Genomic DNA, 13179 nt, shown 5'->3' with positions numbered 1-13179 from the left:
CAAGTAGAGAGGATTTTTTATGAGCAGAACCATTTTTTGTACCTTCCTGCAATGCGAAGCTGAGGGGCAAGACTTCCAGCTCTATCCGGGCGATCTGGGTAAACGCATTTATAACGAGATCTCGAAAGAGGCCTGGAAGCAGTGGCAGCAGAAGCAAACCATGCTGATTAACGAGAAAAAACTCAACATGATGAATACCGAGCACCGCAAGCTGCTGGAACAGGAGATGGTGAATTTCCTGTTTGAAGGTAAAGATGTGCATATCGAAGGCTATACGCCGCAAGAGAAAAAATAAGCGCCTGAATATCTGCACGGCTGGCAATGTCGCGAAACGGGAAGATATTGCCAGCGCCTGGGCGTCACAGGCGCGTTTTCCCCAAACACAACTGCATCCGGAATGATGAAAAAATTTTTAGCGCTAGTGATGATCGCGCCGTTACTGATTTCTTGTTCCAGCTCTAACAAATCGGGCGAAGCCTATAACGAAGCCTGGATTAAAGACACTAACGGTTTTGATATTTTGATGGGGCAGTTCGCCCACAACATTGAGAATCTTTGGGGATTTAACGAAGTCCTGATCGCCGGGCCGAAGGATTACGTCAAATACACTGACCAATACCAGACTCGTAGCCACATCAACTTTGATAAGGGTACCATCACCATCGAAACGATTTCCGGTACCGATCCGGCTGCGCATCTGCGCCAGGCGATAATCAAAACCCTTATGATGGGTGACGATCCGGGATCTATCGACCTCTATTCTGATACCGATGATATCCCGATCTCCAAAGAACCTTTCCTTTATGGCCAGGTTCTGGATAACAACGGTGAAGCGATCCGCTGGGAGTGGCGCGCAGCGCGCTTTGCGGATTACCTGCTGCAAACCCGCTTGAAAAACCGCAGCAACGGCTTACGCGTTATCTATAGCGTGACGCTCAATCTGGTGTCGAACCATCTGGACAAACGTGCGCATAAATATATCGGTATGGTGCGCCAGGCCTCGCGGAAATATGGCGTCGATGAGTCGCTGATTCTGGCGATTATGCAGACTGAGTCGTCGTTTAACCCGTACGCGGTTAGCCGCTCCGATGCGCTGGGTCTGATGCAGGTGGTACAGCACAGCGCCGGGAAAGATGTCTTCCGCGCGCAGGGCAGATCCGGTACGCCGGATCGCAGCTATCTGTTCGATCCGCAGAGCAATATTGATATCGGCACTGCGTATCTGGCGATGCTGAATAATGTTTATCTCTCCGGTATCAGCAACCCGACATCCCGGCGTTATGCGGTGATCACCGCCTATAACGGCGGCGCGGGTAGCGTACTTCGCGTCTTTTCCAGCGATAAGATGCAGGCCGCCAATATCATCAATACTATGACTCCAGGGGATGTTTACCAGACCCTGGCTACCCGCCATCCGTCGGCGGAATCCCGTCGTTACCTCTATAAAGTCAATTCGGCGCAGAAGACCTGGCGTCGCAACTGATCTCGTGCCTCTTTCGTACATTTGTACGCAAGAGGCATAAGGTCTTCTTCTATGTGATGCAAACGGTTGCGTTAAAATGTGATATCCATCACCATATACAAATGCAATCAGAGGAAGTTTGCATTTTTATGTCGGGCATAACAAATTCGTCGCCCAGGCGATGATAGAATCCTGACACATAACAATATTAATTGTGCCCATTCCAACACCTGTCCGTCTCCTTTGTGAGGAAATTAACATGAATCTTAAGCTGCAGCTGAAAGTCATTATCTTTCTGCAGTTCTGCCTGTGGGGAAGCTGGCTGACGACGCTTGGCTCGTATATGTTCGTCACGCTGAAATTTGATGGTGCATCTATTGGTGCAGTGTATAGTTCGCTGGGCATTGCCTCGCTGCTGATGCCGCCGCTGCTGGGTATCATTGCCGATAAATGGCTGAGCGCGAAATGGGTTTACGCTCTGTGCCATCTGGTCGGTGCGATCACCCTGTTTATTGCCGCAGGCGTTACCACACCGGGCGCGATGTTTGCCATTATTCTGCTTAACTCGCTGGCCTATATGCCAACGCTGAGTCTGGTAAATACTATCTCTTACTTCCGCCTGAAATCCGCCGGGCACGATATCGTTACCGATTTTCCGCCAATTCGCATCTGGGGCACCATTGGCTTTATCCTGGCGATGTGGGGAGTGAGCTTCTCCGGCTTCGAACTGAGCCATATGCAGCTTTATATCGGTGCCGCGCTGTCGCTGGTACTGAGCCTGTACTCTCTGACGCTGCCATATATGCCGGTTGCGAAAAGCACCGAGAAACAGACTTGGGTGGAAATGCTGGGTCTGAATGCTTTTGCGCTGTTTAAAAACAAGCGCATGGCGATTTTCTTCATCTTCTCGATGATGCTGGGCGCAGAGTTGCAGATCACTAACATGTTCGGTAACACCTTCCTGCACAGCTTCGATGCCAACCCGCTGTTTGCTAATAGCTTCATCGTGACCCATGCGTCAGTGATGATGTCTATTTCACAGATTTCCGAAACTGCCTTTATCCTCGCGATTCCGTTCTTTATGAGCCGCTACGGCATCAAGAACGTAATGATGATCAGTATCTTCGCCTGGGTGCTGCGTTTTGGTCTGTTCGCCTATGGCGACCCGACACCGTTCGGTACCGTACTGCTGGTACTGTCAATGATTGTCTACGGCTGTGCGTTCGACTTCTTCAACATCTCCGGTTCGGTGTTCGTTGAGAAAGAGGTTAACCCGGCGATCCGCGCCAGTGCTCAGGGTATGCTGCTGATGATGACCAACGGCTTCGGTTGTATCCTCGGCGGTATGGCCAGCGGCAAAGTGGTAGAGATCTACACCACTGCTGGCGTTACCGACTGGAAAACCGTATGGCTGATTTTTGCCAGTTATTCACTGGTGCTGGCTTTTGCCTTTGTGACACTGTTTAAATACAAACATGTGCGCGAACCTGCGGCAGTCACGCAGAAAGCGTAAGACAACGACCCGGCCTGAGCGCCGGGTTATTTATGCCTTTTCCATGAATTTTCCACGCCTTCAGGCTGTTCCGGCCGGGTAAATCCATAGACCGGATAATCCAGTGCTATCCGGCAATAATTGTGGACGCTATCGCAACCGACTTATCCGCTCAGGAAAGGCCAGGATACATAACGCCACCCGATGTTGCATTATGGAAGTTGCGCCAACACGTATGCGACTGCCAGCAAATCGGCGCTGCCGCCGGGGCTTAAGCGCCGTGCCATCAGCGCCCTGTCCATTTCAGACAATGCATCGTTATCCCAGCCGCCCGCCAGTAAAGTTGCCGCATAATCCTGCACGTAGCGCAGCCCGGCAATACCGCCGCGCGACACCAGATTGCTGTCCGGGTTTGCTGCCATCAGGCGCAATAACGCATGTTGCAGCCGCCGTTCGCCCTGCTCCTGATGCCAGTACGGCAGCACCGCGCGGCGCACGGTGGCAAAACCTTGTTCGGCCTCGCCGCGAGCGCCAGTAAGACCATACTCCAGAAACTGTTTCTCACCTGCCGTCACAGCCTGCGGCCGGGCGGCCAGTTCACGCGCCACCAGCCCGCGACAGATTTCACTGACCTGTCGACACAACGTTTCAGCATGCAGCGGCTGGCATTGCCCCTGCAATCGCCCGGCGGCAAAACAGAGCAGCCCCAGCGAAAAAACCCCGCCTTTGTGCGTATTCACCCCGCCGGTAGCTGCAAACATCGCCTGTTCGCAGGCAATGCCAGCCGGACGCAGCAGGCGCAACTGGACACTTGCCTCCTTGTGGGCATGTTCGCGCCCGGCCAGTTCAAAGACAGAAAACCATGGCGTGATGGCCGCAATACTGCGTAAAAACAACGCATGATCCATATCCTGGTGCGAGCCGTTGTTCGCCCGGTCTACTAGCCCCGGTTTCGGCGTAAGATCCAGTTCCAACCGCAGTGCCCGGGCAGCCATCGCCGGTATGCTGATAACAGCAGATTCAGTCGCGAGCAAACCAGCCATCAATCAGTTTCTCCACGCGGGCAACCACTTCATCAACCGGGTGGCGACGCGAACGCGCGCAGCCGTGTGCTGGCTCATCGCACACCAGGCAACGACGGGTATTCAGATCCAGTGAATGCCGTCCGACCTGCCCCGCCTGCGGGCACAACACGTCAAAGTCCCACAGACGCCCTAATGGATGCGTCTGTTCCATCTCAACGCACTGCGCCTTGATTTCCACCGCCGGGTGCGCAACACACCACAGGGCTTCTGCGCCGGTCGGCAACCACAACACCTGTCGGTCCAGCACCTGCCAGCGGTTCTGCCACAGCAGTTGGTCGCAGGTCTGTAACGCCACTCCCATGGTATTGCGATAGCGAATGCTGTCTTTTACCGCGCCGGGGGTCACCAGCGTCAGTGAAATGACCGGTTGTTGGTAGTGAGCGAGCCAGTCAGCCTGACGCGCTGCACGGCTGTCTTTCGCCGCCAACAGCGCTTCAAGGCTGACGCCCGATCTTATGGGCGTCAGTGTCGTCATGCATTTTCCTCTTTAACCTGACGGACAACGTCAATGACGGTGCCATCACGGTAGCGGATCACCCCGACAATACGGTCGGTAAAGGCGATCAGTTTCGGTTCACCAGTCAGCGAGATGGCCCGTTGATAGAGTGTTTCGATATCAACAATTTTCAGCCCCGCTGCCAGCAGGCGTTCGCGGATCTCCGGACGCGCCGGATTCACCGCAATCCCGTGGTCAGTCACCAGCACGTCGATGCTTTCCCCGGGTGTCAACAGCGTGGTAACACGTTTCACCACCGTCGGAATACGGCTGCGCAGTAACGGCGCCACAACAATAGTCAGGTTTGCCGCAGCCGCCACATCGCAGTGACCACCTGATGCGCCGCGCATCACACCGTCTGAGCCGGTAATAACATTGACGTTAAACTCCGTGTCGATCTCCAGCGCGCTGAGGATCACCACATCGAGCTGGTCGCAACTGGCAGCTTTGCCGCCGGGGTTGGCATAGACGTCAGTCGAGATCTCAACGTGGTTCGGGTTACGGTGCAGCGATGCCGCTGCTTCACCGTCAAAACACTGTGTATCCAGCAGTTTGCCGATCAACCCTTTTTCATGCAGACTCACCAGCCCGCCAGTGATACCGCCGAGCGCGAAACTGGCCTTCACCCCGTGGCGCTCCATTTTCTCTTCCATAAAGCGGGTGGCAGCCGTCGCCGCGGCACCAGAGCCGGTCTGCATGGAAAAACCATCCTTGAAATAGCCGGAGTGCTCGATCACATCCGCCGCATAGCGCGCGATCATCAATTCACGCGGGTTGCTGGTAACACGCGCTGCGCCGACGCTGATTTTTGCCGGATCGCCCACACTCTCTACCTGCACAATCAGATCCACCTGCTCCTGACCGAGGCTGGCGGGCATATTCGGGAACGGCACCAGCGCTTCCGTCAGCAGCACCACTTTGCGGGCGAACTTCGCATCCACCATCGCGTAGCCCAGCGAACCGCAGCAGGATTTACCCTGTGTGCCGTTGGCGTTGCCAAACTCATCGCTACAGGGTACGCCAAGAAAGGCGACGTCAATCTTTAGTTCGCCATCCTGCAACAGTTTGACGCGCCCGCCGTGGGAATGAATCTGTACCGGTTCCGCCATCAGACCATGAGAGATTGCATCCGCCAGCTTACCGCGCATGCCTGAGGTGTAAATGCGGGTAATCACGCCGCTCTCAATATGTTCGATCAGCGCATCGTTGCAGGTCATCAGCGAACTGGAAGCCAGCGTCAGATTTTTGAACCCCAGACGCGCCAGCGTGGCGACAACATGGTTAATCACCCGGTCGCCTTCACGGAAGGCGTGGTGGAACGAGATGGTCATCCCGTCTTTCAGGCCGCTACGGGCGATGGCGTCTTCCAGCGTGGCGCAGAGTTTGCGTGTGTGTTTGCTGTTAACGTCCGCCAGCCACGGTGTGGCCGCATGAGCGCTGTCGAAAGGTTTTAACTCACGCAGATGGGGAAAATTAACGTGAAGAAGTTCTGTCTGATTCATTGTTCTGTCCTTACCGACGTACACCGGACGCGGCCGCACGTTCCAGCACCATCTGCGCGTGATTAATAATCGGGGCGTCGATCATTTTGCCGTTCAGCGAAACGACGCCAAGCCCGTTGCGTTCACCCTCTTCCGCCGCCTCAATAACCCGTTGCGCGTGGTCAACTTCCTCCTGGGTCGGCGCATAAGCGTTATGCAGTAGATCGATTTGCCGCGGGTTGATCAGCGACTTACCGTTGAAGCCCATTTTGCGGATCAACCCGACTTCGCGCAGGAATCCGGTTTCGTCGTTAACGTCTGACCACACCACGTCGAAAGCGTCGATACCGGCGGCGCGTGCGGCGTGCAGCACAGCGCAGCGGGCGTAAAACAGCTCGGTGCCATCGCCGCGTTCGGTCTGCATATCCATCACATAGTCGAAAGCGGCCAGCGCAATACCGATCAGACGCTGAGAGCTGCGGGCGATCGCTACGGCATTAATAACGCCGATCGCGGATTCGATGGCCGCCATCACGCGGGTCGATCCCACTTCACGTCCGCAGGCCAGCTCGATACGTTCGAGATGACGTTCCAGTTCGTAGATATCTTCCGGGGTATCCGTTTTCGGTAAGCGCACCACATCCACGCCAGCACGAACGACCGCTTCCAGATCCGGCAGGCCAAACGGCGTGTTCAGCGGGTTGATACGCACCACGGTTTCGATATCCTGGTACATCGGATGTTGCAGGGCATGAAACACCAGCAGACGTGCAGTGTCTTTTTCACGCAGGGAGACAGCATCTTCCAGATCAAACATGATCGAATCCGGACGATAGATAAACGCGGTGGAGAGCATGGCGGCGTTAGAGCCTGGCAGAAACAGCATACTACGACGGAGTTTTTTCACAGCAGTTTCCCCCAGTCTATCTCTGTTCCTTCCGATGCGCGCAGTACCGCGCTCTGTAAACGTGCGCGGATAACACAATCCAGCGCGCCTTTGTCTTCAATGATGATCAAGCCCTGGTGAACCGCCATTGCCCGCAGCGTGTCGTTCACCACCTTGCGGATCTGATCGCCAAATTGCTTGATAACCTCGCTGTGAACAACGACTTCCAGCTCGCCTTCGGCGGGGGCTATTTTCACCATCAGGTCGCTGGACTCCATGGTTCCGGCCAGCGCCTCCCTCACAATTTTCATATTTAGATTCCTGATTTTTAAACAGCTTCCGCGCTGTAGTGGGATTCGAGATGCGCGAAAGTGGTATCCGGTACAATTTCCCGAATACGGGAAAACTGGTGTGTTTGTAATAAACGGCGCACTTCAGACGCGGAGATGGCATTGCCGGTCGCTTTAATGCGCGGAATTTCCACTACCTCCACAGCCCCTGTCAGTAGTTGATGCATGGTCTGGTTGTACTGGCGGGTGATGTCGCAAAAGGGTTCGCTACCGATAAAGCGGTGGGTGATCCCCAACGCTGGCGCGATGTAATTGCGGAAAATCAGCAGGTCAATTTCGCTCCACGCCTGCTGCACTTTGCCGGTCTCTTTCAGGAAATAAGCCGGGAAAGTGGCGCGGGAAATGATGTACTGAGAGCCTTCATGAACGATGACATTCGGCAGATGTGCCACACCCGACTTCACCATTTTCAGCCGCGCGGCAAAGGGGAAGAACGACGCGTCTTCGCGCACCACGAACAGATGCAGCCAGTCGCAGGCATGTGCGGCCTGCTCCACCAGGTAGCGGTGCCCCAGCGTAAAGGGGTTGGCATTCATCACTATCGCGCCGATGCGTTTGCCCGGCATGCGATCGACCTGCAACGTGCGGCAGTAACGCTGGATCCCCGACGGAGTATTCTCCATCAACACCGCGTTGTTACCGCTTTGCGCCACCGGCCAGAAGCCACTGCGACGAAAACGCTCCAGGTTACAGGGGCGCGTGCAGAGGAACAGATGAAAATGCCCCCGCGCCAGCGCCAGATGGGAAACCTCTGCCAGCAAGCGCGCACTGAGATTTTCGCCACGCAGCTCTTCATCCACTGCAACACATTTGATGACGTTGGCGGCCAGGCCCGCACAACCCACCAGCCGGTATCCCGACCAGGCTTCAACGAAGGTGGTGATGTCACTGTCCATGCCTAATCCGCTGTCTGCGAGCAACGTGCGGATCGAGGCCAGCCGTTGAGTATTGCCGTTGACTTCCGCCACGCGGAAGTCGATGGAAGGTCGTGCCTGCATGGTATTGCCTTTCGTCCTTAGTGTGCGGCCGTCAGCGAATGGGCTGGCGCTGGCGCATCAATAATCACATTACTGAGGTGACCGATATTCTCGATCTCCACTTCGATGCGATCGCCCGCCTTCATAAACAATGGTGGGTTGCGTTTTTTGCCAACGCCGCCCGGTGATCCGGTGATGATGACATCGCCCGGCGTCAGGCTGGTGAAAGTACTGATGTACTCGATAAGCTCTGCCACCTTATGGATCATGCTGGCGGTGTTATCATCCTGTACCATGCGGCCATTCAGCCAGGTGCGGATCGCCAGTTGATGCGGATCAGGGATCTCATCCGCCGTCGTCATCCACGGGCCGAAAGCGCCGGTTTGCCGCCAGTTTTTCCCGGCGGTAAACCAGGTGTGCTGCCAGTCGCGCGCCGAACCATCCATGTAGCAGCTGTAGCCTGCAACGTGGCTTAATGCCGCCTCACGGGAGATATTCTCTCCCCCTTTCCCGATGATCACGGCCAGCTCGCCTTCGTAGTCGAACTCACTGGAGTGACGCGGCTTCAGTACCGGCGCATTATGGCCGGTCTGCGAATCTGCAAAGCGAACAAAGAGCGTTGGCGCCGGGTTATGCTGATCGAATTCTTTGCGCTTTTCGGCGTAGTTCATGCCAACGCAGAGAATTTTGGCCGGGTTATCAATGACCGGCAGAAATTGCAGGTCGTCGAAGCGGATATCCGCCGTTTCACCGTCCAGTTGTTGCGCTTCATGCAGCGCATTGGCAGCGAGCAGTGATTTCAAATCACCGTACTGGTCACCCAGACGCTGCCCCAGATTGATTACGCCATCAGCCTTGACGATACCGTAACTCCGGATCCCCTGATGGACAAAGCTTGCGAGTTTCATATCAGTTCCTGTAACACTTGAATCAAACGAGGAAATTGCCGAGCACCAACAGCGATACCGAGACGTTGATCGCGCCGCCGATACGGGTTGCAATCTGCGCGAACGGCATCAGGCTCATGCGGTTACCCGCAGTCAGGATGGCAACATCCCCTGTACCGCCCTGGCCGCTCTGGCAGCAGGAAACGATGGCCACATCAATGGGATGCATGCCGATCTTTTTGCCCACAAAAAAGCCGGTGGCAACCAGTGCGGAAACGGTACTCACGATCACCAGCAGGTTGTTGATGGTGAACGCATGAACCAACTCTTCCCATGGCGTGATAGCCACACCGACGGCAAAGAGGATGGGATAGGTAACGGAGGTCTGGAAGAATTTGTATACCACCTGAGAGCCTTCCAGCAGACGCGGAGATACTCCGTTCGCCAGCTTGATCAGAACGGCAACGAACAGCATACCGACCGGCGCAGGCAAGCCAATCAGCTTATGACCGAGCATGCCAATCATATACAGCAGCACAGCCAACAGCGCGCCAGCCGCGATAGTGGTGACATCGGTTTTACCGGATAAAGCCGGTGTAGCCGGAGCCTGTTCATCGCCATTGCTGCGATTCGGCATTAACTGCCCTTCGCCGGTCAGGTGCGGGAAGCGTTTACCCAACTGATTCAGGCAACCAGAGATAATGATGGCAGTCAGGCCGCCAAGCATGACCATCGGCAATACGCGACCAAGCGCAACACCCTGATCCATATGCAGCAGCGTCGCGTAACCGATGGAAAGTGGGATCGCGCCTTCACCCACACCACCCGCCATGATCGGCAGAATGATAAAGAAGAAAATCTGGAACGGCTCCATACCGAGCGCCAGGCCCACACCCATTCCCACCAGCATACCGACGATTTCGCCACACAGCATCGGGAAGAAGATACGCAGGAAGCCCTGGATCAGCGTGGTACGGTTCATACTCATGATGCTGCCGACAATGATGCAGCAGATATAGAGATAAAGAATGTTGGTGGATTTATAGAACTTGGTGGTGGATTCCACGACCACATCCGGCAGCAGGCCGTAGTAAACCATCGCCGAGGGAATAAAGGTGGCGCAAATGGCCGCTGCGCCCAGTTTGCCGACGATCGGCAGACGTTTGCCGAATTCACCGCAGGCAAAGCCGAAGAATGCCAACGTGGCTACCATCACCACGATATCGCTCGGCAACTTACCGCCCAGGCAGTCAATGGCAATTAATGCCCCGGCTAACAGGAATAATGGCAGCGGAATAACCCCAACTTTCCAGGTATCCATAATGTGCCACCATTTTTCTTTCAGTGGTTTCTTTTGAATCTCAAGCGATTCAGAGGTAACAGAAAATGAATCGTCAGTTGTGCTCATAATTAAGCCCCTTGGTTATTTTGTGCATACAGAGTAAAGGGCTAAAAACGTACTTTATGTGAGGAAATGCATAATAAAATCGTTGTTTTAATGGCGCCTATGGTTTTTATGGTTTCTTTTATTTTGTGTGATTCATCGCTTATTTATTGCTGTGGTTTTTATGGTTTTTTTATATAGACACACAACTTAATAACATTTCCAAAAAAGAATATTTAACAGGGCATTTTAAGCACCAGGCCACGCTGTGCAAAGGATCACAAGTTTCCAGTAAATTCCACACGCATGTTAAAAAAGATGCTACATTGGCGCATTATTGGCTGCTGTGCGTGACGTCATGAAAGTCTCTTTTCAAATCAAACTTTTTATTTCGCTGGTGCTTTTCTTCTCCGGCCTCTTCGTTTTATTAGGTGTTTATTATTACAAGGACGTTGGTCGCCAGCTATATCAGGAGATGAGCGCCAGAGCCAAAATACAGGCGGAAGAAATAGCGATCATTCCGAATTTACGCCAGTCAGTTGCCGATAAAGATATTCGAGCCATTGCGCAATTTATGCATAAAGTAGTGGCACACAGCGATGCAAGCTTTATTGTTATCGGCGATGACAAAGGGCTGCATCTATTTCATTCAGTGCATTCTGATGTCGTGGGAAAAACGTTAATTGGCGGCGATAACGCCGACGTACTCCAGGGAAAAAGCACAACAACCATTCGCAAAGGCGGGCTGGGGATTTCACTACGCAGCAAAGCGCCAATATTTGATAATGCCGGGCATGTGGTGGGGATTGTTTCTGTCGGCTACCTGACCAGCTATCTCGATACGATCACATTGGGGAAAGTGATCAACATTTTTATCGCCGCAGTGTTGTTATTGGTAGCACTGTTTGTTTTTTCCTGGTTTTTTACCCGCAGTATCAAAAAACAGATCTTCTCACTGGAGCCACGCGAAATTGGTCTGCTGGTGCGCCAGCAGAAAGCGATGATGGAGTCGATCTACGAAGGAGTGATCGCCATTGACAGCGAATTGCGTATCGAGGTGATTAACCAGGCGGCGCGTAAACTGCTGGGTTTAAGCCAGCCGACGCGTGCACTGCGTGGGCAAACCATCGCCGAAGTCATTGCGCCTGTGCCCTTTTTTGCCCGCGAGGTGATGCTGGAGAATGACACGCATGATGAGATTTGCCGGTTCAACCAGTTGACGGTCATTGCCAGCCGGGTGCGCATTATGCTGGAGAATAAGTTACAAGGCTGGGTGATCACCTTCCGCGATCGCAATGAGATCGACAGCCTCAGTACGCAACTGAGCCAGGTAAAACGCTATGTCGACAATCTGCGCATTATGCGTCATGAGCAACTCAACCGCATGGCCACGCTATCGGGGCTGCTGCACATGGAGCGTTACGACGACGCCATTCGCTACATTCAGGCGCAGTCGGAGCATGCGCAGGAGCTGCTGGACTTTATTTCATCGCATTTTAGTTCGCCGACATTGTGCGGCCTGTTGTTAGGTAAAGCGGCGCGCGCCCGCGAAAAAGGCGTCGAACTGGCGTTTGATCCGTCGTGCCGGATGGATCGCCCTGGTTGCGCACTGGGCGAGGCGGAGCTGATTTCGATCATCGGCAATCTGCTGGATAATGCCATTGAAGCGACACAGCGCGCAGAGTTACCACATGAGCCGGTCGAGGTGCTGATCCTGCAGCATGAACACGAGTTGATTATTGAAGTGGCAGATCGCGGTGTGGGGATCGCGCCGGAAATCCGTGAGCATATTTTTGAGCGCGGGATAACCACCAAACGCCGTGGCGATCATGGCATCGGGCTGTACCTGATCGCCAACTATGTCGCCCATGTCGGTGGTTCGATTGAAGTTTCGGCCAACGAACCGCGCGGCACCATTTTCTCTTTATTTATTCCTGAAACGGGCAACGTACTGCGTCCCGTACCGACCCTGGAAGATCAGAATTATGCATCATGAACTGATAGACGTGCTGATAGTGGAAGATGAACACACCCTTGCGCAGCTTCATGCGGAGCTTATTGGCAAGCATCCGCGCTTGCGGCTGGTAGGGATTGCCTCGTCGCTGGCAGAAGCAAAAGTCATGCTGGACAGCATGCAACCTCAGCTTGTTCTGCTGGATAACTATCTGCCAGATGGCAAAGGCATTACGCTTATCAGCGATACGCAAATTATCCGCGCCAACTGCTCAGTAATTTTTATTACCGCTGCCAGCGATATGGATACCTGTAGCCAGGCGATCCGCAATGGCGCGTTCGACTATATCCTCAAACCAGTGTCGTGGAAGCGGTTGAGCCAGTCGCTGGAGCGCTTTGTACAGTTTGCCGATCAGCAACGGGTGTGGAAAATTGTCGATCAGCAAAGCGTCGATTCACTCTATCAATTGCAGGCCAAAAACTACCGCCAGGAGAATGGCAGCAAAGGCATTGAAGAGAATACGCTGGCGCTGGTACAAAAGCTGTTTACCGACGATGCCGAACGCTGCTTTTCCGTTGATGAAGTGGTCAGTGAAACGGGATTAAGTAAAACCACCACTCGTCGCTACCTCGAACACTGCGTGGAGGCTGGTTTTTTGGTGGTTGAGATGCTGTACGGAAAAATCGGCCACCCGCGCCGTATGTATCGCCGGGTGGCCGCGTAAT

13 protein-coding genes are annotated in these 13179 nt (G+C 54.0%); 5 read left to right on the top strand and 8 right to left on the bottom strand.

The features are described 5' to 3' along the window. The first annotated feature begins 19 nt into the window (after positions 1 to 19). The 3 genes from GA0061070_RS16760 (at position 20) to GA0061070_RS16750 (ending at position 2975) form a co-directional block, all read left to right on the top strand. On the top strand, positions 20 to 295 hold the full coding sequence (locus GA0061070_RS16760) for an oxidative damage protection protein (RefSeq protein WP_090137175.1): 276 nt from the start codon (positions 20 to 22) through the stop codon (positions 293 to 295). Positions 296 to 400: 105 nt separating this feature from the next. Further along, positions 401 to 1483 (top strand): membrane-bound lytic murein transglycosylase MltC, encoded by a 1083-nt coding sequence (gene mltC, locus GA0061070_RS16755; RefSeq protein WP_090137196.1) that lies wholly within the window; start codon positions 401 to 403, stop codon positions 1481 to 1483. A gap of 238 nt (positions 1484 to 1721) precedes the next feature. Next, complete coding sequence (locus GA0061070_RS16750; protein ID WP_090137174.1) at positions 1722 to 2975, top strand: nucleoside permease; 1254 nt, start codon at positions 1722 to 1724, stop codon at positions 2973 to 2975. Positions 2976 to 3166: 191 nt separating this feature from the next. On the opposite strand, the gene citG is transcribed toward GA0061070_RS16750, so the two are convergent. From citG to GA0061070_RS16710, 8 genes are read right to left on the bottom strand one after another with little or no spacing between them, the layout of a single operon-like run. Further along, positions 3167 to 3997, bottom strand: a complete 831-nt coding sequence (gene citG / locus GA0061070_RS16745) for a triphosphoribosyl-dephospho-CoA synthase CitG (protein WP_090137173.1) — start codon at positions 3995 to 3997, stop codon at positions 3167 to 3169. Continuing rightward, positions 3975 to 4514, bottom strand: coding sequence for a citrate lyase holo-[acyl-carrier protein] synthase (gene citX / locus GA0061070_RS16740; RefSeq protein WP_090137172.1), 540 nt, complete (start codon positions 4512 to 4514; stop codon positions 3975 to 3977). The genes citG and citX overlap by 23 nt, the downstream gene beginning before the upstream one ends. Beyond that, entirely contained in the window at positions 4511 to 6037 is a 1527-nt protein-coding gene (citF, locus tag GA0061070_RS16735; protein WP_090137171.1) for a citrate lyase subunit alpha, read from the bottom strand. The genes citX and citF overlap by 4 nt, the downstream gene beginning before the upstream one ends. A gap of 10 nt (positions 6038 to 6047) precedes the next feature. Beyond that, positions 6048 to 6923 (bottom strand): citrate (pro-3S)-lyase subunit beta, encoded by an 876-nt coding sequence (gene citE, locus GA0061070_RS16730; protein ID WP_090137170.1) that lies wholly within the window; start codon positions 6921 to 6923, stop codon positions 6048 to 6050. Beyond that, entirely contained in the window at positions 6920 to 7213 is a 294-nt protein-coding gene (gene citD / locus GA0061070_RS16725) for a citrate lyase acyl carrier protein (RefSeq protein WP_064563738.1), read from the bottom strand. The genes citE and citD overlap by 4 nt, the downstream gene beginning before the upstream one ends. Before the next feature lie 17 nt (positions 7214 to 7230). Continuing rightward, positions 7231 to 8250 carry a [citrate (pro-3S)-lyase] ligase gene (gene citC / locus GA0061070_RS16720; RefSeq protein ID WP_090137169.1) on the bottom strand — a complete coding sequence of 340 codons (1020 nt, stop codon included), beginning with the start codon at positions 8248 to 8250 and terminating at the stop codon, positions 7231 to 7233. A gap of 17 nt (positions 8251 to 8267) precedes the next feature. Next, a complete protein-coding gene (locus tag GA0061070_RS16715; protein WP_090137168.1) occupies positions 8268 to 9137 on the bottom strand; it encodes a fumarylacetoacetate hydrolase family protein in 870 nt (289 codons plus the stop codon). A 22-nt stretch (positions 9138 to 9159) separates the two neighbouring features. Continuing rightward, positions 9160 to 10524 (bottom strand): 2-hydroxycarboxylate transporter family protein, encoded by a 1365-nt coding sequence (locus tag GA0061070_RS16710; RefSeq protein WP_090137167.1) that lies wholly within the window; start codon positions 10522 to 10524, stop codon positions 9160 to 9162. 334 nt (positions 10525 to 10858) lie between these two features. Between GA0061070_RS16710 and GA0061070_RS16705 the strand changes: the two genes are divergently transcribed. Both GA0061070_RS16705 and GA0061070_RS16700 read left to right on the top strand, forming a co-directional pair. Further along, on the top strand, positions 10859 to 12496 hold the full coding sequence (locus tag GA0061070_RS16705; RefSeq protein ID WP_090137166.1) for an ATP-binding protein: 1638 nt from the start codon (positions 10859 to 10861) through the stop codon (positions 12494 to 12496). Further along, on the top strand, positions 12486 to 13178 hold the full coding sequence (locus GA0061070_RS16700; RefSeq protein WP_090137165.1) for a response regulator: 693 nt from the start codon (positions 12486 to 12488) through the stop codon (positions 13176 to 13178). The genes GA0061070_RS16705 and GA0061070_RS16700 overlap by 11 nt, the downstream gene beginning before the upstream one ends. The last annotated feature ends 1 nt before the right edge of the window (position 13179 follow it).

Source organism: Kosakonia oryziphila, from assembly GCF_900094795.1.
In the GTDB taxonomy this organism is placed as follows: domain Bacteria; phylum Pseudomonadota; class Gammaproteobacteria; order Enterobacterales; family Enterobacteriaceae; genus Kosakonia; species Kosakonia oryziphila.
This window is presented reverse-complemented; position numbering and strand designations above follow the sequence as displayed.